Raw genomic sequence first — 18,513 nt, forward strand, 5'->3', positions numbered from 1 at the left:
GCAGCATCAGCTACGCAATATCCTATAGGATCTTTGAGGAGTCAGGCCCATGACCGTCCACTCTCTCTACCGGAAGACCGCCGTCGGACTGGCCCTCGTTGCGCTGGCCGCAACCGGCTGCAGTACCAAGAGCTCGAACGACAGCTCCAGCGGCACCGCCGGCGACGACGCCTCCACCGGTACGTCGACCGGCCCGGTGGAGCTGAAGGACGGATCCAGCGTCAAGCTCGCGCTCATCCCGGGCGGCGCGCACCCCTACTTCCAGCCGTGGAAGAGCACCGCCGACCTGGACAAGACCGACTTCAAGCTCGGCGGGGTCACCTTCAACGAGACCGGCGAGTGGGACCAGAGCAAGCAGAACAACGTGATCAGCTCGCTGGCCGCCCAGGGGTACAACGCGTTCGGCATCTTCGGTGTCTCGCCGACCGACATCAACTCGACCTTCGAGGACCTGAAGGCGAAGGGGTTCGCGGTCGGCTCGCTCGCGTCCTGCCCGGCCGGTGACACCAACTCGGCCGACTTCTGCCTGTCCACCGACGTCGAGGCAGCGGCGTACAAGGCGACCAAGGCAACGATCGACGCGATCGGCGGCGAGGGCACGATCGTGCACCTGACCGGCAACAACGTCGACTCGAACACCCAGCGCCGGATCGCCGGGGTGAAGAAGGCGATCGGCGAGACCAATGGCAAGGTCACCGAACTCCCGGTGATCACCGACATCGACAAGGACCTGCAGACCGCGCAGAAGGCGGTCGCCGACCTGCTCGCCTCCAAGGGCAAGGAGATCAAGGGCATCGTCACCACCGCCTACAACCCGGCGGTCGCCGCCGCCGACGGTGTTGCCAGCAGCAAGCTTCCGATCAAGGTGGTGGCGATCGACGACGACGCCAAGATCCTGTCCGGGATCAAGTCCGGCGGCGTCGCCGCCACCGTCACCCAGAACCCGGTCGGTCAGGCGTACGTCGGCGGCTGGCTGCTCGCCCTGCTCGGCTCCAAGCAGTGCACGATGAAGACCCCTGGCGTGATCGTCGACTCCGGCTCGTTCGTGGTCACCAAGGACAACGTGGACAGCTACGACACCGAGCGGAAGGCCAAGACGACCGAGCTGCAGAAGGACTTCGCCGCCCAGCTGAGCTGCAAGTGACCGCGGTGCTGACCTTGCCGATGACAACGATCACCAAGGCCGAGGCGTTCCTGGTCGACCTCGAGGTGGAGACGGTCCGGACCGACGCGGTCCAGTCGTTCCTCAAGCAGGAGACGGTCTTCGTCGAGCTCGCCACCACCGACGGGTACGTCGGTCTCGGCTACTCCTACACGATCGGCACCGGCGGGACCGCGGTACTCGCGATGCTGCGCGATCACCTGTTGCCCCGCCTCATCGGCGCCGACGCCCGCAACGTCGAGGCGATCTGGTTCGACCTGTTCGCCTCCACCCGGGCGACCACGGTCGGCGCGATCACCTCGCTCGCCCTGGCCTCGGTCGACACCGCGCTGTGGGACCTGCGATGCCGCCGGGCGAGTGAGCCGCTCTGGCGTCTCGCGGGCGGGTTCCGCCGGCGCGTGCCGCTCTACGACACCGAGGGCGGTTGGTTGCACCTGACAACGGACGAGCTCGTCGCCGGGGCGCTCGCGTCGCAGAAGGCGGGCTGGCCCGGGGTCAAGCTCAAGGTCGGCAAGCCGCGCGTGCACGAGGATCTCGAGCGGCTCAGCGCAGTACGGGATGCGGTCGGGCCGGCGCTCGACATCATGGTCGACGCCAACCAGTCGATGACGTACGCCGAGGCCAAGCGCCGGGCGCGCGCCTTCGAGCCGCTCGACCTGAGCTGGTTCGAGGAGCCGTTGCCCGCCGACGACCTGACCGGGCACGTCCGGCTGGCCGAGTCGACCTCGATCCCGATCGCGGTCGGCGAGTCGATGTACTCGATCTCGCAGTTCCGCGAGTACGTCGCCGCCGGAGCGGCCGGGATCGTCCAGGTCGACGTGGCCCGGATCGGCGGTATCACCCCGTGGCTGAAGGTGGCGCACCTGGCCGAGACCTTCAACCTGGAGGTCTGCCCGCACTTCCTGATGGAGCTGCACGTCAGCCTGACGGCCGCAGTACCGAACGGCCGGTACGTCGAACACATCCCGCAGTTGCGCGCGATCACCAGGACCGAGATGCAGATCGCGGACGGTCACGCGGTCGCCCCAGACGAGCCCGGCCTCGGCATCGACTGGGATCGCGACGCGATCGACAACCGGCGGGTCTCGTGAGCGCGCCCGTCTCGGAGACCGCCACCGCGGCGCTGCAGGAACCGGACGCGCCGATCGAGCAGTCCCGCGGCGGGCGGACCCCGTGGTGGGCCAACCAGCGGATCGGCCTGCTGATCCTGGTGGTCGCGCTGTCCGCCCTGTTCGGCATCCTGCGACCGGCCTTCTTCAACCAGCAACTGGTGGTCTTTCCGCTGCTGCGCGACATCGCGATGTTCACCGTGGTCGGCCTGGCGCAGATGTGCGTGCTCTCGATCGGCCACATGAACCTCGCCGTCGGCCGGATGGCCGCGTTCTCGATGATGATCACCGGCATCTCGTACGACCTGTGGCACTTCAGCCTGTACGCCGGACTGCTGGTCGGCCTGATCGCCGGTACTGCGATCGGCGCGCTGGCCGGCTGGGTGATCGCCCGAACCGGCGTGAACTCGTTCGTCGTCACGCTCGCGCTCGACTTCCTGCTGCTCGGCCTGATCCCACTCGTCTACACCGGGCTGACCGACAATGCGGCCTTCGTCACCAAGCCGCCGGGGATGCGCGAGCTGCGCAACTACTCGCTCGGCGACGTGTGTATCGGCAACCTGTGCGGGTCGCCCGCAGTACCGCAGCTGGCGCTGTTCGCAGTGGTCGCGATGCTGGTGGTCGGCTGGATCTATAGCCGGACCAAGCTCGGTCGCGAACTGCTGATGACCGGTACGTCGGTCAAGGCGGCCGAGCTGTCCGGGATCCCGACCGCTCGCCGGGTGATCACCGCGCATGCGATGTCGGGCTGCTTGGCCGCGCTGGCCGGGTTCATGCTCGCCGTCAGTACCGGGTCGATCAAGGCGACGATCGGCGAGGAGTTCATGCTGCCGTCGTTCCTCGGCCCGATTCTCGGCGGCACGCTGCTGGCCGGCGGCTTCATCTCGGTCTGGGGCACCTTGCTCGGCACCGCTCTGACGTCGGTGATCCGCAAGGGCCTCGATCTGCTGGGAGTTGGGCTGGAAAGCCTGAACATCTACCTCGGGCTGATCCTGCTGGTCGCGCTGTCGACCGACCGGATCCGAACCGTGCTGTCCGATCGGCAGGGGGTGAGGAAACGATGAGGCGGTTCGCGAAGACGACCGAGATGACGTTGCTGGTGATCGGCGTGGTGTTCTTCCTCGGCCTGGTGATCGCCTCCCACGGCGATCTGCTCGAGCAGAATTCAGTGCGAGTGCTCCTTCAGTTCCTTGCGGTGCCGGTGCTGATCGGATTGGCTCAGATGGTGGTCTTAGCCGTGGGTCAACTCAACCTCGCCGTCGGTGCCGTCGGCGGTTTCGCCGCGTGCGCGATGGGCGTGCTGATGGCCGACCACGGCGTGCCAGTACCGCTCGCGTTGCTGATCGGCTTCCTGCTGGCCACCCTGGCCGGTCTGGCGAACGGGCTGCTCGTCGTGCTGACCCGGATCAACGGCTTCATCGTCACGCTGGCGACGATGACCGTGCTGCTCGGCGTGCAGTACCGCCTCGTCGGCACTCGCACGGTCGACGCGTATCCCCAAGGCCTGAAGAGCTTCGGCTCGTACGCCGTGTTCGGGGTGCTGCCGCTGATCTTCCTGGTCGCGCTCGTGGTGGCCGGGCTGCTCGCCGTGATGCTGCGCCGCACGGTGCCTGGCCGGCAACTGCTCGCCTCGGGCGGCAATCCCATTGCTGCAAGGCTTTCCGGCATCTCCAACGACCGTTCGGTGATCGTCGCGCACACGGTGTCCGGCGCGATCCTCGGCGTCGCGGCGATCCTGACCGTCGCCTCATCGCCCGGCGTCAACAAGAGCATCGGTGGCGACTGGCTGCTGCCGAGCTTCGCCGCGCCGATCATCGGTGGCGCCCTGCTCACCGGCGGCTCGGCGGTCGTACTCGGCACCGTGCTCGCCGCCTTCATCGTCCGCTTCGTCGACACCGCCCGGGCCGAGTTCTCACTCGAGCCCAGCTGGGTGAACTTCGTCGTCGGCAGCGTCGTGCTCGGCTCGGTCGTGCTCGGCCAGGTCCGCACCCGCCGGCAAGAGAGGCGCACCGTCGTGAAGGCTCCGGATACAGCCGTGGCCGGAGGTGTCTCGTGACGTTGTTCGAGGCCTCCGCGGTGGACAAGTTGTTCCCGGGTGTCCGGGCGCTCGACGGCGTGACGCTGAAGCTCGAGGCGGGCTCAGTACATGCGCTGCTGGGTGAGAACGGCGCCGGCAAGTCGACGCTGATCAAGGTGATCACCGGGCTCTACAAGCCGGACGGCGGGCGGTTGCTGCTGGACGGGCAAGAGGTCGCGTTCGGGTCGCCGCACGAATCGGCCTCGGCAGGCATCGGCGTGGTGCACCAGGAGCGCAACCTGATCCCGGGCTTCACCGTCGGGGAGAACATCCTGCTTCAGAAGCTACCGACCTCCCGCGGACTGGTGGACCGCGGCAGGATCCGGTCGGAGGCGACCCGCTGGCTGGCCGAGCTGGACCTCGACCTCGATCCTGACCTGCCGGTGACCGAGCTGTCCGTCGCGCAGGCACAGTTGGTCGAGATCGCGAAGGCGTTGTCGGTGGAGAGCCGGGTGCTGCTGCTCGACGAGCCGACCGCCTCGATCACGCCCAACGAGGCCGAGCGGCTGTTCCGGGTGGTCGAGAAGCTGAAGAACGACGGCCGGGCGGTGCTGTTCGTCAGCCACAAGCTCGAAGAGGTCTTCCAGATCTGCGACACCGTCACGGTGCTGCGGGACGGTTCGTCGGTGCTGGAGTCCGGCGCGTTGGCCGATCTGACCCGGGACCAGGTCGTCGACCTGATGGTCGGTCGCGTGCACGAGGCGCTGACGCTGCCGCCGCGCACGGTCGACTCGGCTGCCGCGCCGCTGCTGGAGCTGTCCGGCGTCGGGACTGCGACGGGTCACGTCGGCGTCGACCTCAGCGTGCGACCGGGGGAGATCGTGGGCCTCTACGGGCTCGTCGGCGCCGGCCGGAGCGAGCTGGCGAAGGCGCTGCTGGGGCTCGACCGGATCACTGCGGGCGAAGTACGGGTCCGGGGTCAGGCGGTGCGGATCCGGAACGTGCGGGACGCGCTGAAGAACCACAAGATCGGGTACGTCACCGAGAACCGCAAGGAAGAAGGCGTCTTCCTCGAGCAGTCGGTCAGCCGCAATATCGCGGTCACCGTCTGGGACAAGCTGGGCAAGCGATTCGGCGGCATCCCGGGGCTGGGCTACGTGCCGAAGAAGGCCGAGGCCGCACTGGTCGCCGAGTACGTCGAGCAGCTCGGCATCCGGATCGCGTCGCCGGAGCAACTGGCCGGCACGCTGTCGGGCGGTAACCAGCAGAAGGTGTCGCTGGCGAAGTGGCTGGCGGCGAAGACCGAGATCCTGATCATCGACGAGCCGACGGTCGGCATCGACGTCCGGACCAAGGACGCCTTCCACACCCTGATCTGGGACCTGGCCGCGCACGGACTGGCGATCCTGCTGATCACCTCCGACCTGCCGGAGATGATCACCCTCGCCGACCGGGTGGTGGTGATGCGCGACCATCGGGTCCGCGGCGAGGTCGCGAACGATCATGACTACGACACGATGAGCCAGCAGGTGATCCGGCTGATCCACGCGGAAGGACTGGAACCGGTATGAGCGGACGAGTCGACGCACACCACCACATCTGGGACCTGACCGTCCGGGAGCAAACCTGGATGGTCGGCCCGGAGCTCGACCCGGTCCGCCGGAACTACTCGATCGACGACCTCGCGCCACTCGCCGCGGCGGCCGAGGTCACCGCGACCGTCCTGGTCCAGACCGTCGGCGTACCGGCCGAGACGCCGGAGTTCCTGGAAGTTGCTGCCAGCAACGACTTGGTGGCCGGTGTGGTCGGCTGGACAGACCTCACCGCGTCTGATGTCGCAGAGTCACTAGCGGCCCTGCAAGAACGCCCCGATGGCAGCTGGTTGAAGGGCATCCGTCACCAGGTCCACGACGAGGCCGACCCCCGCTGGCTCTGCCGAGACGACGTCCGCGCCGGCCTCGCCGCGATCGCCGACGCGGGCCTGGTCTACGACCTGCTCACCAAGACGCCACATCTCCAGGCAGCCCTGGAGACGGTGCAGGCCCTCCCTCAACTCACCTTCGTGGTCGACCACATCTCCAAGCCGGTCGTCGGCGGCGACCTGGAGCCGTGGGCCACCGGCCTCCGAGCCCTGGCTGCCCAACCCAACGTCAGCTGCAAACTCTCCGGCCTGGTCACCGAAGCGTCCTGGACAGATTGGAAGGTCTCCGACCTCCAGCCTTATGTCGACGTCGTGCTGGACGCCTTCGGCCCCGACCGCGTGATGTTCGGCTCCGACTGGCCGGTCTGCCTACTGGCCGCCTCGTACGCCGAGGTCGTCCAAGCGGCAGAGGAGCTGACCGCCGGCCTCACCTCCGCGGAGCAAGACGCCGTCTTCGGCGACACCGCCCGCAGGGTCTACCGCCTGACCTGATCCGTCAGCGAGGAAACTCCACCCGGACGCCGAGCAGCCGGACCGGCCGCCTCAGCTCGAACTTCTCCAGCAGCACCAAGACCGCCGCGACAACCACTTCCGGATCCTGCGTGACGTCCGGGAGCTTACGGCTCTTGATCGGGGTGAAGAACGACGTGAAGCGGATCTTCACCGCGACCCGCTGGATGCTGCGACCCTCGGCCACCACTTCCCGGGTGACCGTCTCGGCGATCCGCCGCAGTTCCCGCTCGACCTCCTCGCGGGTCTCCAGGTCGGTAGCGAAGGTCTCCTCGTGGCTGCGCGATACCGGCTCCCGCGGTACGTCGGTCACCTCGGTGTCGCCGAGACCGCGACCGAGCGCGAGGTACCAGGCGCCCATCTTCGGGCCGAAGCGCTTGGTCAGCACGTCCAGGTCGGCCGCCGCGAGCTCCGCCACGGTGAACAGCCCCAGCTCGTTCAGGTTCTGCGACATCCGGCTGCCGATTCCCCACAGCTCGCGGACCGGCCGGTCGTGCATCACCTCGACCCAGTTCGCCGCAGTCAGCCGATAGACCCCCAACCCGGTTCCGCTGTCCCGCTTGCCGAAGCCGGTGGCGAGTTTCGCCCGCACCTTGTTGTCGCCGATCCCGATCGAACACGACAACCCGGTCCGCTCCAGTACAGCGGCCCGCAACTGCGCCGCGAGCGCCTCCGGATCATCCGTCGAGGCGCCGACAAAGCACTCGTCCCAGCCCCACACCTCGACGATCACCGGAAACGACCGCAGGGTGTCCATCACCTCGGCCGAAGCAGCGTCGTACGCCGCCGGATCGGTGGCCAGGAACACGGCGTCGGGACACTTCTTCGCAGCCGCCCGCAACGGCATCCCCGAGTGGACGCCGAACTCGCGCGCCTCGTACGACGCGGTGGCGACCACCTGCCGTGCCTGGGTGGGGTCGCCGGAACCGCCGACCACCACCGGGAGACCGGCCAGCTCGGGCCGGCGCCGGATCTCCACGGCGGCGATGAACTGGTCCATGTCGACGTGCAGCAACCACCAGCCGGGTGCCGTGCTCATGGCATCAGAGCTTCTTGCGCATCTGTTGCGAGGTGACGACGTAGCCGAGGGAGTCGTACAGCCTGACCGCCGTGGTGTTGCTGCCGAAGACGTTCAGGTCGAGGTGCTCGTAGCCGCGGCGGCGGCACTCCTCCTCGCCGGCCAGCATGATCGAGCGGCCGTAGCCCTTGCTGCGCTGCTCGGCCAGCACGTCGATCATGTAGATGAAGGGGGTCGGCTTCGCAGTACTGACCCACAGGCTGCCGACCTGTACGTCGTCGTGGTGGGCCAGCCAGATCAGCTGGTTCTCGGTGCTGACGCCGTCGGGGAGCAGCCGGTCGAAGTCCTGACGCGACGCCAGCAGCGCGGCTGCGGGATCCAGGTCCCGGGTTGGGCCCATGTCAACGGCGAACGCCTCGACCGCGCGGGTCCGCCAGCTGTCGAACTCGTCCTCGGCCGGCGGCCGCAGGGTGACCGGCGGCGGGGTCTTCGAGCTGCTCATTCGTGGAAGATACCGCCGCCCGAGGTCTGCCCGCCGCGATTTACCGCCCGGCCGTCGCTCAAGGTCACGGAACGGTGACCCTGCGTGCGATAGTCTCGCGCAGAGATAGTTGGCACCGGCTCCTGTCCGGCGCGGGGCCGCCGCTGCGCCGCCAGCGTCGGCAATCCCCAGGAGGAAGTGTGCGCTTCGAACCCGCACGTACGACGGCCATCGGGATCTTGAGCCTTGCGGTGCTGACCGGCCTCGGCCAGTTGCCGCAGTCCGTCGCCGGCCCGGCTCCGGCCGACGGCGACGCTCCCAGCGGCCCGGCCGCGGTGAAGGCCGGCCCGGACGAACTGCCCAACCCCCTCGAGGACAAGCGTCGCGACCTGCGCGAGCGGGCCCTGGCGAACGTGCTGAACGGCACCGCGAAGGTCGAGCAGCGGGGCACCAGCAAGGTGGTCAAGGTCGGCCAGGAGGTCGAGCGGCCGGCGACCAGCGGCCGGGCCAAGCTCGCCGAGCAGCGCAAGGACCAGTACGTCGAGCTGGCCCGGGAGAAGACCGACAAGATCTTCGTCATCCTGGCCGAGTTCGGCAACCAGCGGCACCCGGACTTCCCGGACACCGACACCGACCCGGACACCCCCGGGCCGACCGTCTTCGACGGGCCACTGCACAACGCGATCCCCCAGCCGGACCGGAGTACGGACAACTCCACGGTCTGGCAGGCCGACTACTCCCCGACGTACTACCGCCAGCTGTACTTCGGCAAGGGCGACTCGGTGAAGACGTACTACGAGAAGCAGTCGTCCGGCCGGTACAGCGTCGACGGGCAGGTCTCGGACTGGGTCAAGGTGCCCTACAATGAGGCGCGGTACGGCCGCAGCAACGGCACCCCGTGCGCCGACAACATCTGCGGCAACACCTGGAACCTGGTCAGCGACGCGGTCGCGCAGTGGGTCAAGGGACAAGAAGCCAAGGGTCAGACGGCCGCGCAGATCAAGGCCGCGCTGGCGTCGTACGACCAGTGGGACCGCTACGACTTCGATGCCGACGGCAACTTCAACGAGCCGGACGGGTACCTCGACCACTTCCAGATCGTGCACTCCGGTGGCGACCAGGCCGACGGCGATCCGCACCAGGCCGAGGACGCGATCTGGTCGCACCGCTGGTACGCCTTCGGCAACAACAGCACCGGCCCGTCGGCGAACAAGCTCGGCGGCGCCCAGATCGGCAGCACCGGACTGTGGGTCGGTGACTACACGATCCAGCCGGAGAACGGCGGCCTGAGTGTCTTCGCGCACGAGTACGCGCACGACCTCGGCCTGCCGGACCACTACGACACCTCCGGTCAGCCGAGCCAGAACCCGGTCAACTGGTGGAGCGTGATGTCGCAGTCCCGCTCCGGTGCCAAGGGCGACATCGGCATCGGGCTGAAGCCGCAGGACCTCGGCACCTGGGACAAGATGCAGCTCGGCTGGCTCGACTACGAGACGGTGAAGGCCGGCCAGACCAAGACGGTCGACCTCGGTCCGCACGAGTACAACTCGAAGCGGGCGCAGGGCGTCGTGGTGGTGCTGCCGAAGAAGAAGGTGACCACCCAGCTGGTCAAGCCGGTCGCCGGGAGCAAGTCGTGGTGGAGCGGCACCGGCGACAAACTGACCAACACGCTGACCCGCAAAGTCACGTTGCCGGCCGGCCAGGCATCGCTCGACTTCCAGGCGAACTGGAAGATCGAGGACTGCGGCCCGGACGCCTGCGACTACGCGTACGTCGAGGTGAACGACGGCTCGGGCTGGAAGGCGATCCCCGGCAACATCACCAAGGCCGCCGAGTCGAACGGGATCGACGGTGACAGCAAGGGCTGGCAGCCGGCGAAGTTCGACCTGTCCGCCTTCGCGGGCAAGACGATCGACCTGCGATTCCGGTATGCCACGGACGCGGCCACGCACGAGCTCGGCTTCTTCGCCGACGAGATCAAGCTGACTGCGGGCGCTCAGACGCTGGTCGTCGACGGAGCGGAGAGCGGTACGAACGGCTGGACCGCGACCGGGTTCCAGGCGCTCGGCGAAACGGTGACACGGGAGTACGACAACTACTACCTGGCGTCGAACTACACCTACAACTCGTTCAACCGGTACCTGCAGTTCGGCCCGTACAATTTCGTCGGCGCCCCGCGGCCGGAGTGGGTCGAGCACTTCCCGTACCAGGACGGCCTGCTGGTCTCGTACTGGGACACCTCGCAGGTGAACAACGAGACCGCCGTCCACCCCGGCCAGGGGCAGTGGCTGCCGATCGACGCGAACCCGACACCGCGGGTCCGGCTCGACGGCGCCTTCTGGCGGAGCACGATCCAGAGCTACGACTCGACCTTCGGGTTGCAGCAGTCCGACTCGTTCAACCTGACCGTGGCCGGCAAGAAGAACTACGTCCGCGGCGCGGCGGCGGTCTCGACGTTTGACGACCGCAACGAGTTCTGGACGGCGAAGATCCCGTCGTACGGCGTGAAGGTGCCGCACGTGGGCGTCAAGATCCGGGTGGTCAGCCAGCAGGGCACCTCGATGCGGGTCATCGTCTCGAAGTGACTCAGGTTTGAGTACGGGTACCTGGTCGGGTACCAACGGCTATGCAGACAGCCGTTCGGGACCCGACCAGGTACGAGGTGTCTGTGATGGCTGAACACCACCGGATCCGCCGATGAGACGCAAGCCGCCCGCCGGGGCGGTCACCAAGGCGCCCGAAGGCCTGCCTTCCGCGCTGATCGAGAACTGGGAATGGCAGGACCACGCCGCCTGCCAGGACGTGAACCCGGAACTCTTCTTCGCCGCCGAATCCGAACGCGGGCTGCGAAAACGTGCACGGGAGCTGCTGGCGAAGTCGCTGTGCGGGACGTGCCCGGTGCGGCGGCAGTGTGCGGACCATGCGTTGGTGGTCGGTGAGATGTATGGGGTGTGGGGCGGGATCACGGAGGAGGAGCGGGAGCCTGCTTTCCATGGGCGCCGGCACTAGCTGAGCCCTCTGTGCCGCCTGCGGCGGGCTCGTGGCGCTGGGCGCCACCTCGCTTGTGTCTGGATGCTGACGCGAGTGAGCCTGCGATGCGGATCAACCGGTCTGCTGGGCCCTGTGGTGCCGGGACTGCTCACGCCCGCCCGCCGACGGCTCGTGGCGCTGAGCGCCACCTCGCTTGCGCCTGGATGCTGACGCGAGTGAGCCTGCGATGCGGATCAACGGGTCTGCTGGCTCCGGTGGTGCTGGTGCCAGGACCGTGGTGCTGGGTCTGCTCACGCTCGCCTGCCGACGGGCTCGTGGCGCTGGGCGCCACCTCGCATGTGTCTGGATGCTGACGCGAGTAAGCCTGCGATGCGGATTAACCGGTCTGCTGGGACCAGTGATGCCGGGCCTGTGGTGCCGGGCCTGCTCACGCCAGCCCGCCGACGGGCTCGTGGCGCTGGGCGCCACCTCGCTTGCGCCTGGATGCTGACGCGGGTCAGCCTGCGATGCGGATCAACCCGGTCTGCTGGGACCAGTGGTGCCGGGCCTGTGGTGCCGGGTCTGCTCACGCCCGCCCGCCGGTGGGCTCGTGGCGCTGGGCGCCACCTCGCCTGCGCCTGGATGCTCACGCCAGCAACCCCGTGATGCGGGGACCCGCGGGCGTCACGCGTTGCTCGAACGCACCCGATGACGGTGCGACACCTCACGCCAGCCAGCAAAAGCTACTCGGCGAACAAGCATTCCGTCACCCAGCCCATCCGTCGGCTCCGCCCAATCCGCGACAACCCACCACCGCCAGACAAGCCGACTCACTCGCAGAATCCAAGGCAGCGAGAGGGGCGACGGAGGAGCCCGGGCTGGGGGGCGGGGAGCAGGCGACGAAGGAGCCGGCGGGGGCGGTCTCACCCAAATAGCTACCCTGGTCCGCGTGGAGCTGACTCTGGAGCTGGCTGAGAAGGTGCTCGCCTCGCAACCCTTCAGCGTGTTGCTCGGGACCCGCGTGACCGCCTTCGGTGACGGCGGCGCGACGCTGGAGCTCGACATCCGGGACGATCTCCGCCAGCAGAACGGCTACCTGCACGGCGGCGTACTGGGTTATGCGGCAGACAACGCGATCACCTTCGCAGGCGGTACTGCGCTGGGCCCGACGGTGCTGACCGGTGGCTTCACGATCAACTATCTGCGACCAGCCGCAGGCGTCGTACTGCGTGCCGTCGCGACCGTCGTCCAAGCGAGCAAACGGCAGGCGACCTGCACCTGCGAGCTGTCGGTTCTCGACGAGGACGGCGTCACCACCCTGTGCGCGATCGCCCAGGGCACGGTGATCGCCGTCCGCGGCTGATCCCAGCGGACTGGCTCAGTCGAAGTTCGTCGAAGAAAAAGCGTCTTCTTACTGCACTGCGGCTACTCCTGGCCACGGGTGCCGCGCCTGCTCATGCACCCGCCCGCCGTGGGCTCGTGGCGCTGCGCGCCACCTCGCTTGCGCCCGGATGCTCACGCCGCTGAGCCCGCCATGCGGGGTACCCGCGCGCGTTGTTCGCGATCGGCCGGACCGCCCGATGACGTCGCCCCACAACGCGATGACGTCGCCCCACCACCTCGCCTCAGCCAGCACAACCCCATCCGCGAGACCGCCCACCGACTCCGGGCGAGCTGACTCGCTCTCGCAATCCAAGGCAGCGAGAGGGGCGACGGAGGAGCCCCGGGCTGGGGGTGGGGAGCAGGCGACGAAGGAGCCGGCGGGGGCGGTCTAAAACGAACTCAGTCGAACAGCTCGTCGAAGAACGACTTCTTCTTCTTGCGTTGCGGGTACTGCTGGTAGCGGTCGCGATCGTTGTCGTAGCGGCGCTTGTCCTCGTATCGGCGGTCGTCGTACCGCTTCTCCTCGTACCGCGGCTGCTGAACAGGCTGGACCGGCTGCTGAGGTGCCTGCTGGACCGGCTGCGGTCCGTTGTACGAGATCTCGGCGTCGACGAGCTTCTCCAGCTCGCCGCGGTCGAGGAAGATGCCGCGGCACTCGGTGCACTGGTCGACGGTGACGCCGCTGCGCTCGTACGTTCGCATCGAGCCTCGGCACTTCGGACAGGTCAGGGTCTCCATCAGGCCACCCTAGGTGACGAAAACGCCGAAATGCCGGGTCTTCAGCGACTTCTTAGGAAGCGGTGCGGCTGCGTGCTGACGCCGTCTCGATGAGAGGATGCGGGAGCAATCGGTGACGGCTGGAGGAGAGCGATGGCTGAGCAGTCCGTGGGTTTGCTGGCCCGGCGTCGGGCCCGCGGCTTGTGGGTGCGTGGGGCCAAGCAGCTCGGCTTCGTCCGGACCGGAGAGCAAGGCGGTACTCCGGACAAGCCTGCCGCGCTGGAGAGCTTCACCCGCGCGCTGGAGCTGGATCCGGGGATGACGGACGCCTGGCTCGGGTTCCACGCGGCCGGCGGTGACGAGAAGTCGGCGCTGGCGAAGATGATCAGCGGGCTGGCCCGGTTCGGGGAGGAGCGCGACGCCGATCACCGGCGGCTGAACTCGAGCTTCCAGGCCGGCTGGTGGTTCAGCAACCCGCTCGAGACGACCGACCACGTCTGGCACGCGGAGGCCTTCCGGCTGATCACCGATGGTGACGCCGACGCGGCCGAAGCAGCGGCCAAGAACGTCATCGAGGACAGCACGCGGCACTTCCTGTTGTCCGCCGTCGAGTTGCTGCGCAAGCAGTACGCCGGTGCGATCCGGGAGCTGCGCCTGGTCTCCGACGACGAGCATCTCGGGGCCGAGACGGCGCTGCGGCTCGGGATGGTGCTGGCGATGGTTGAGCAGTGGGGTGAGGCCGAGACCACCCTCCGTCGAGCGGCCGGCCAAGAGGTCAACCACCTGGTGCAGCTCGACGCGGAGTACTACCTCGGCTTCGTCTACCGAGCGACGGGCCGCGAGGAGAACGCGCTGCGCCAGTTCTCCTGGGTCTACGAGCGCAACAACGCCCACCGCCAGGTCGCCGAGGCGCTCACTGAGCCCGAGCTGCTGCTCGCGACCTTCCCGCCGCCGAGCGCCGAGGAGCCCACGACCCAAGCCCCAGTACGCCGTACTGGCGTCGGCAAGCTGCCGGTCAATCGCCAGCCGGACTGGGGGAAGGTCCAGGGCATCCTGGACGAGCTCGACCGCAACGTCGGCATGGCCGACGTCAAGCGGCAGGTCTCCGCGGTCGCTGCCCAGGTCCGGGCCGGCCTGATCCGCGCCGAACGCGGCCTGCCGACGCCGCGACTCGGCGGCCACCTGATCTTCGCCGGACCACCTGGCACCGGCAAGACGACGGTCGCCCGCGTAGTGGCCCGCCTGTACTACGCACTCGGGTTGCTGTCCGGCGACCAGATGATCGAGACCGATCGCTCCGGGCTGGTCGGCGAGTACATCGGCCAGACGGCGGTGAAGACCAACGCGGTGGTCGACTCCGCGCTCGACGGCGTGCTGTTCATCGACGAGGCGTACGCGCTGCGCAAGAAGGACCTGCGCAGCGACTTCGGCACCGAGGCGATCGACACGCTGCTGAAGCGGATGGAGGACGATCGCGACCGGCTGGTGGTGATCGTCGCCGGGTACTCCGAGCCGATGGCGGAGTTCCTGGAGTCGAACCCGGGGCTGCGCAGCCGCTTCTCCACCCGGATCGACTTTCCCCGCTACACCTCCGAGCAGCTCCGCGAGATCGCCCTGCGGCTGGTTCGCAGCCACGGCGACCAGCTCACCGCCGAGGCCCTGACCAGCCTGACCGCTGTCCTCGACCAGGTCACCGCCACCGGCCGGATCGACGAACTCGGCAACGCCCGGTTCATCCGGACGATCATCGAGTCAGCGGCCAAGCACCGCGACCTGCGGATCTTCAACTCCCCGGGCATCCCCACCGACGAGGCGCTGACCACCCTCGACGCCCCCGACCTGAAGGCCGCGGTCGCCGAGGTGCTCAGCTTCTAGAACCCTCTTGTTTACTTGAACTTGCTGAGGAAGTTGGAGACGATCGGGCCGGCCGCCTTGCCGCCGGAGACACCGCCTTCGACGATCACCGCGAAGGCCACGTCGCCGCGGTAGCCGACCATCCAGCCGTTCGTGATGACCTTGCCGTTGGCAACTACTTCGGCGGTGCCGGTCTTGGCGGCGACGGCGCCCTGGGCGGCCAGCGCGTGCGCGGTACCGCCGGTGACGGTGGTGCGCATCATCGTGCGGAGTGCCGCAGCAGTTGCCGGGGGCAACGGAGAGGCGGCGGGCCCGGCGGCGTCCTTGCCCGGGACAAGCACCGGCTTGAGCGCAGTACCGTGCTGGACGGTGGCCGCGATCATCGCCACGGCCAGCGGGCTGGCCGTGACGGTGCCCTGACCGATCATCGAGGCCGCCTCGGCCACGTCGTCCTTCGGGGCCGGGACCTGACCGCCGAACGCGTTGATGGACAGCTTGAGGTCCTGGCCGATACCGAACATCGCCGCCGCCTTCGTCATCCCGTCGGCCTGCAGACGGGCGTGCTGGGAGATGAACGCGGTGTTGCAGGACTCGTTGAACGCCTTCTGCATCGTGCCCGCGCCGTACGGCGCCAGCCCGTCGTAGTTCTTGAAGGTCTTGCCGAAGACGTTGATCGTGTTCGTGCAGGGCAGCGCGGTGTTCGCGGTCAGCCCGCTGCCGATCAGCGCCGCCGAGGTGACGATCTTGAACGTCGAGCCCGGCGCGTACCGGCCCTGGAAGGCGCGGTTGTAGTTGGTCGGCGTCGGGCCGTTCGCCGCGGCGAGGATCTGCCCGGTCGACGGCTGTACTGCGACCAGCGAGGCGGGCAGCTTGCTCGTCGCCAGGGCTGCCTCGGCGTAGTGCTGCAGGTTCGGGTCGAGGGTGGTCTTCACCGGAGTACCGGCCTTGCCCTGCTGGGAGAAGACCGTCTTGATCGAGAGCTTGGTCTTGCCGTCGCGCAAGGTGACCGTGCCGCCCGGCGTACCGGCGAGGTCCTGCTGGAACGCGTACTGCAGACCGGTGGTGCCGACCTGGTCGGTGGCGGACGCGTTAGGGCCGGCGTTCTTGAGGGTGTCCTCGGTCGCCGTCTTCATCGTGCCGATGATCGAACGGGCGAAGCTCGGGCTCTCCGCGAGCGACTGCGTGCCGCCCATCGTGAGAACGCCGGGCAGCGCGCCCATCGTCGGGCGCAGCGCCTCCCACTCCTCGGCGCGGATGGTGATCGCGTCCACGAACTGCCCCGCGGGCGCCGCGACCGCGCGGGCCTTCAGCTTGGCGCCGTCGACCTGCAGCTTGGCGGTGAAGGCCGCGTACGTCGCCGCGGTCGCGACGTTGCCGGAAGCGACCCCGACGATGACGACCGGGCGGTTGGCGGTCAGCGCCTTGCCGTTGCGGTCCAGGATCGACGCGCGGGCCGGCAGCGCGCGAACCCGCTTGAGGTAGTTGGACTCGCCGAGACCCGGGTAGATGGTGTCGCCGGCGGCCTTGATCTTCCAGGCGTCACCGGTCTTCACGGCGGACGCGGTACTGGTCCACTTCATCGTGCCGATGCCACGCAGTACGGCCTCGACGGCGAGGTCCTGGGTGCAGTTGTTGTCGTCCGCGCACTTCGGGTCGCCCTGCGGCGTCACCGTGACCGACTGCGCGACCAGCGCGGTGTCGACTTCGTCCAGCCGCTTGCCGAACGTGGTCGGGGTGTCGGTCAGCGCGGCGGCCTCGTCCGGCTTGCCGTTCGGCGCCCAGGCCTTCACCCAGGCGGCGGCGAAGTTCTTCACCACCTCCGCGGAGGCTTGCTTCTCGTTGTCGGGGTCTGGCTTGCCGCCGTCGCCCGACTTGGAGTCGGTACAACCAGCGGTGACCAGGACGGCACTCAAACAGACGATGGCAGCAGTTCGCTTCACGTTCTCAACTCTCGCACGGCGACGGGTACACACCTGGAACAGTCTTCGGCGTGTGGCCAGCCTGCCACGAGGGGGAAAATACTCACGCGGCAGACCATGGACACTCCTACGACGCGCTGCGGGCGCTCGAAGTTGGCTCGGCGAATGCGATTGCCTGCGCGAATCGCCTTGATTTACAGCGTGGATCGGGCTTCGGGTGGCAGTTCAGCCGAGCTGGATCACCGCGAAGCGGGCGCCCTGGGGGTCGTCGAGGACGGCCATCCGGCCGAAGTCTGTCTCCAGCGGCGGGCCGAGGATTTTGCCGCCTTTTGACGTGACCTGGGCGGTGGTCCGGTCGGTATCGACGACGGCGAAGTACGGGAGCCAGTGCGGCGGCGTACCGGCGGGGAAGTCGGGGTGGAGCTCACCGGTGCCCACGACGGGCTTGTCGGCGGCGTACAGGGCGGCGTACCGGCTGTAGCCGCCGATCTCCTCCGCGCGGTAGCCGAGGACGGCGGTGTAGAACTTGCGGGCGGTCTCGAAGTCCCCGCTCAGCGCCTCGCTCCAGACCAGCTTGCCCGGCCCGGTGGTGCGCTCGGTGCCGATGTGGTCGGCCGCCTGCCAGAGGCCGAAGATCGCGCCGTTCGGGTCGGCGGCGATCGCCATCCGGCCGTGGTTCTCGACCTCGCGCTGCAGCAGCTGCGCGCCTTGGTGGGCAGTCACCGCTTCCAGGGTGCGATCGAGCTGATCGGTCGCCAGGTACGTCGTCCAGCGGCTCGGCAGGTGCTCCGTACCGGGCTGCTTCGGGCCGATACCGCCGACGTCCTCGCCGTCCAGCTTGCAGACCCAGTACTCGCGGCCGCTCTGAGGCTCGCAGTGCCAGCCGAACAGGTCGCCGTAGAAGGCTGCGGCGGCCTCAGCATCGTCAGCGGCGAGATCCACCCAGGTCGGCGTACCAGTTGGCCACGGCACGCTCTGCTCGACCATCGGGTCCTCCTGCTCGGGAAGCGGTGTCCGGGAAGCCCCCAAACCTGCCAGGGACTACTCGCCACGTCGAGGCGATCACGGGGAGTTCGGATAACGATGCGATCACTGCCCGGCGTATCCTGCACGATTGTGACCCGCCTAGCACTGCACAGCCGGCTGATCCCCGGTACCGAAGAGGCCTACGAGCTCGAACACGCCCGCGTCTGGCCCGAACTGATCACCGTCATGACCGCGGCCGGAATCCACGACTGGAGCATCTGGCGCAGCGGCCGCGACCTGTTCCACTTGGTCGAGTGCGACGACTACGAGGCAGCCGTCGCGCAACTGAGTGGTGATCCGGTTGACCGGCGGTGGCAGGAGCATATGAGCCAGTTCGTCGAGGGTTTCGCGCAGAACCCCGAGGGGTTGGCCGGGCAGTCGCTCAGACACGTCTGGACCATGAGCGAACAAGCTAGCTAGTACTTC

Annotated in this window: 16 protein-coding genes; 11 read left to right on the forward strand and 5 right to left on the reverse strand. The window is 68.2% G+C overall.

Annotated elements, in window-relative coordinates; all coding sequences use genetic code 11:
• Positions 1 to 49 precede the first annotated feature (49 nt).
• From AB0P21_RS33575 to AB0P21_RS33600, 6 genes are read left to right on the forward strand one after another with little or no spacing between them, the layout of a single operon-like run.
• Complete coding sequence (locus tag AB0P21_RS33575; RefSeq protein WP_363702012.1) at positions 50 to 1,144, forward strand: substrate-binding domain-containing protein; 1,095 nt, start codon at positions 50 to 52, stop codon at positions 1,142 to 1,144.
• A complete protein-coding gene (locus tag AB0P21_RS33580) occupies positions 1,141 to 2,253 on the forward strand; it encodes a mandelate racemase/muconate lactonizing enzyme family protein (RefSeq protein ID WP_363702014.1) in 1,113 nt (370 codons plus the stop codon). The genes AB0P21_RS33575 and AB0P21_RS33580 overlap by 4 nt, the downstream gene beginning before the upstream one ends.
• Positions 2,250 to 3,335, forward strand: coding sequence for an ABC transporter permease (locus AB0P21_RS33585; RefSeq protein WP_363702016.1), 1,086 nt, complete (start codon positions 2,250 to 2,252; stop codon positions 3,333 to 3,335). The genes AB0P21_RS33580 and AB0P21_RS33585 overlap by 4 nt, the downstream gene beginning before the upstream one ends.
• Positions 3,332 to 4,327, forward strand: a complete 996-nt coding sequence (locus AB0P21_RS33590) for an ABC transporter permease (protein WP_363702018.1) — start codon at positions 3,332 to 3,334, stop codon at positions 4,325 to 4,327. The genes AB0P21_RS33585 and AB0P21_RS33590 overlap by 4 nt, the downstream gene beginning before the upstream one ends.
• Positions 4,324 to 5,859, forward strand: coding sequence for a sugar ABC transporter ATP-binding protein (locus tag AB0P21_RS33595; protein WP_363702020.1), 1,536 nt, complete (start codon positions 4,324 to 4,326; stop codon positions 5,857 to 5,859). Before AB0P21_RS33590 ends, AB0P21_RS33595 begins: the two co-directional genes overlap by 4 nt.
• Positions 5,856 to 6,701 carry an amidohydrolase family protein gene (locus tag AB0P21_RS33600; protein ID WP_363702022.1) on the forward strand — a complete coding sequence of 282 codons (846 nt, stop codon included), beginning with the start codon at positions 5,856 to 5,858 and terminating at the stop codon, positions 6,699 to 6,701. Before AB0P21_RS33595 ends, AB0P21_RS33600 begins: the two co-directional genes overlap by 4 nt.
• 4 nt (positions 6,702 to 6,705) lie before the next feature.
• Here the strand turns inward: AB0P21_RS33600 and AB0P21_RS33605 are convergent, their stop codons facing one another.
• Both AB0P21_RS33605 and AB0P21_RS33610 read right to left on the reverse strand, forming a co-directional pair.
• Positions 6,706 to 7,758: a DNA polymerase IV gene (locus AB0P21_RS33605; protein ID WP_363702024.1), complete on the reverse strand. Its 1,053-nt coding sequence runs from the start codon at positions 7,756 to 7,758 to the stop codon at positions 6,706 to 6,708.
• Positions 7,759 to 7,762: 4 nt separating this feature from the next.
• The gene (locus AB0P21_RS33610) at positions 7,763 to 8,239 is read right to left on the reverse strand and encodes a GNAT family N-acetyltransferase (protein ID WP_363702026.1); all 477 of its coding nucleotides are present in this window, start codon (positions 8,237 to 8,239) and stop codon (positions 7,763 to 7,765) included.
• Positions 8,240 to 8,418: 179 nt separating this feature from the next.
• On the opposite strand from AB0P21_RS33610, the gene AB0P21_RS33615 reads away from it, so the two are divergent.
• The 3 genes from AB0P21_RS33615 to AB0P21_RS33625 all read left to right on the forward strand — a co-directional run bounded on the left by AB0P21_RS33615 (position 8,419) and on the right by AB0P21_RS33625 (position 12,551).
• Positions 8,419 to 10,803, forward strand: coding sequence for an immune inhibitor A domain-containing protein (locus tag AB0P21_RS33615; protein ID WP_363702028.1), 2,385 nt, complete (start codon positions 8,419 to 8,421; stop codon positions 10,801 to 10,803).
• A gap of 112 nt (positions 10,804 to 10,915) precedes the next feature.
• Entirely contained in the window at positions 10,916 to 11,227 is a 312-nt protein-coding gene (locus AB0P21_RS33620) for a WhiB family transcriptional regulator (RefSeq protein ID WP_363702030.1), read from the forward strand.
• A gap of 910 nt (positions 11,228 to 12,137) precedes the next feature.
• Positions 12,138 to 12,551, forward strand: a complete 414-nt coding sequence (locus AB0P21_RS33625; RefSeq protein ID WP_363702032.1) for a PaaI family thioesterase — start codon at positions 12,138 to 12,140, stop codon at positions 12,549 to 12,551.
• Between the two features lie 419 nt (positions 12,552 to 12,970).
• Here the strand turns inward: AB0P21_RS33625 and AB0P21_RS33630 are convergent, their stop codons facing one another.
• Positions 12,971 to 13,309 carry a zf-TFIIB domain-containing protein gene (locus AB0P21_RS33630; RefSeq protein ID WP_363702034.1) on the reverse strand — a complete coding sequence of 113 codons (339 nt, stop codon included), beginning with the start codon at positions 13,307 to 13,309 and terminating at the stop codon, positions 12,971 to 12,973.
• 132 nt (positions 13,310 to 13,441) lie between these two features.
• On the opposite strand from AB0P21_RS33630, the gene AB0P21_RS33635 reads away from it, so the two are divergent.
• Positions 13,442 to 15,163 (forward strand): AAA family ATPase, encoded by a 1,722-nt coding sequence (locus AB0P21_RS33635; RefSeq protein ID WP_363702036.1) that lies wholly within the window; start codon positions 13,442 to 13,444, stop codon positions 15,161 to 15,163.
• Between the two features lie 11 nt (positions 15,164 to 15,174).
• On the opposite strand, the gene AB0P21_RS33640 is transcribed toward AB0P21_RS33635, so the two are convergent.
• Positions 15,175 to 17,082: a penicillin-binding transpeptidase domain-containing protein gene (locus AB0P21_RS33640; protein ID WP_363702038.1), complete on the reverse strand. Its 1,908-nt coding sequence runs from the start codon at positions 17,080 to 17,082 to the stop codon at positions 15,175 to 15,177.
• A 204-nt stretch (positions 17,083 to 17,286) separates the two neighbouring features.
• A complete protein-coding gene (locus AB0P21_RS33645; protein ID WP_363702040.1) occupies positions 17,287 to 18,048 on the reverse strand; it encodes a VOC family protein in 762 nt (253 codons plus the stop codon).
• A 129-nt stretch (positions 18,049 to 18,177) separates the two neighbouring features.
• Between AB0P21_RS33645 and AB0P21_RS33650 the strand changes: the two genes are divergently transcribed.
• Positions 18,178 to 18,507, forward strand: a complete 330-nt coding sequence (locus AB0P21_RS33650) for an L-rhamnose mutarotase (protein WP_363702042.1) — start codon at positions 18,178 to 18,180, stop codon at positions 18,505 to 18,507.
• The last annotated feature ends 6 nt before the right edge of the window (positions 18,508 to 18,513 follow it).

This window comes from Kribbella sp. NPDC056861 (assembly GCF_040687575.1).
Lineage (GTDB): Bacteria > Actinomycetota > Actinomycetes > Propionibacteriales > Kribbellaceae > Kribbella.

What these genes read in the sequence shown, in the direction of transcription:
- AB0P21_RS33575 (WP_363702012.1), top strand. Translation starts at nt 50, where the DNA reads ATGACCGTCCACTCTCTCTACCGGAAGACCGCCGTCGGACTGGCCCTC.
- AB0P21_RS33590 (WP_363702018.1), top strand. Translation starts at nt 3,332, where the DNA reads ATGAGGCGGTTCGCGAAGACGACCGAGATGACGTTGCTGGTGATCGGC.
- AB0P21_RS33600 (WP_363702022.1), top strand. Translation starts at nt 5,856, where the DNA reads ATGAGCGGACGAGTCGACGCACACCACCACATCTGGGACCTGACCGTC.
- AB0P21_RS33605 (WP_363702024.1), bottom strand. Translation starts at nt 7,758, where the DNA reads ATGAGCACGGCACCCGGCTGGTGGTTGCTGCACGTCGACATGGACCAG.
- AB0P21_RS33610 (WP_363702026.1), bottom strand. Translation starts at nt 8,239, where the DNA reads ATGAGCAGCTCGAAGACCCCGCCGCCGGTCACCCTGCGGCCGCCGGCC.
- AB0P21_RS33620 (WP_363702030.1), top strand. Translation starts at nt 10,916, where the DNA reads ATGAGACGCAAGCCGCCCGCCGGGGCGGTCACCAAGGCGCCCGAAGGC.
- AB0P21_RS33630 (WP_363702034.1), bottom strand. Translation starts at nt 13,309, where the DNA reads ATGGAGACCCTGACCTGTCCGAAGTGCCGAGGCTCGATGCGAACGTAC.
- AB0P21_RS33635 (WP_363702036.1), top strand. Translation starts at nt 13,442, where the DNA reads ATGGCTGAGCAGTCCGTGGGTTTGCTGGCCCGGCGTCGGGCCCGCGGC.
- AB0P21_RS33645 (WP_363702040.1), bottom strand. Translation starts at nt 18,048, where the DNA reads ATGGTCGAGCAGAGCGTGCCGTGGCCAACTGGTACGCCGACCTGGGTG.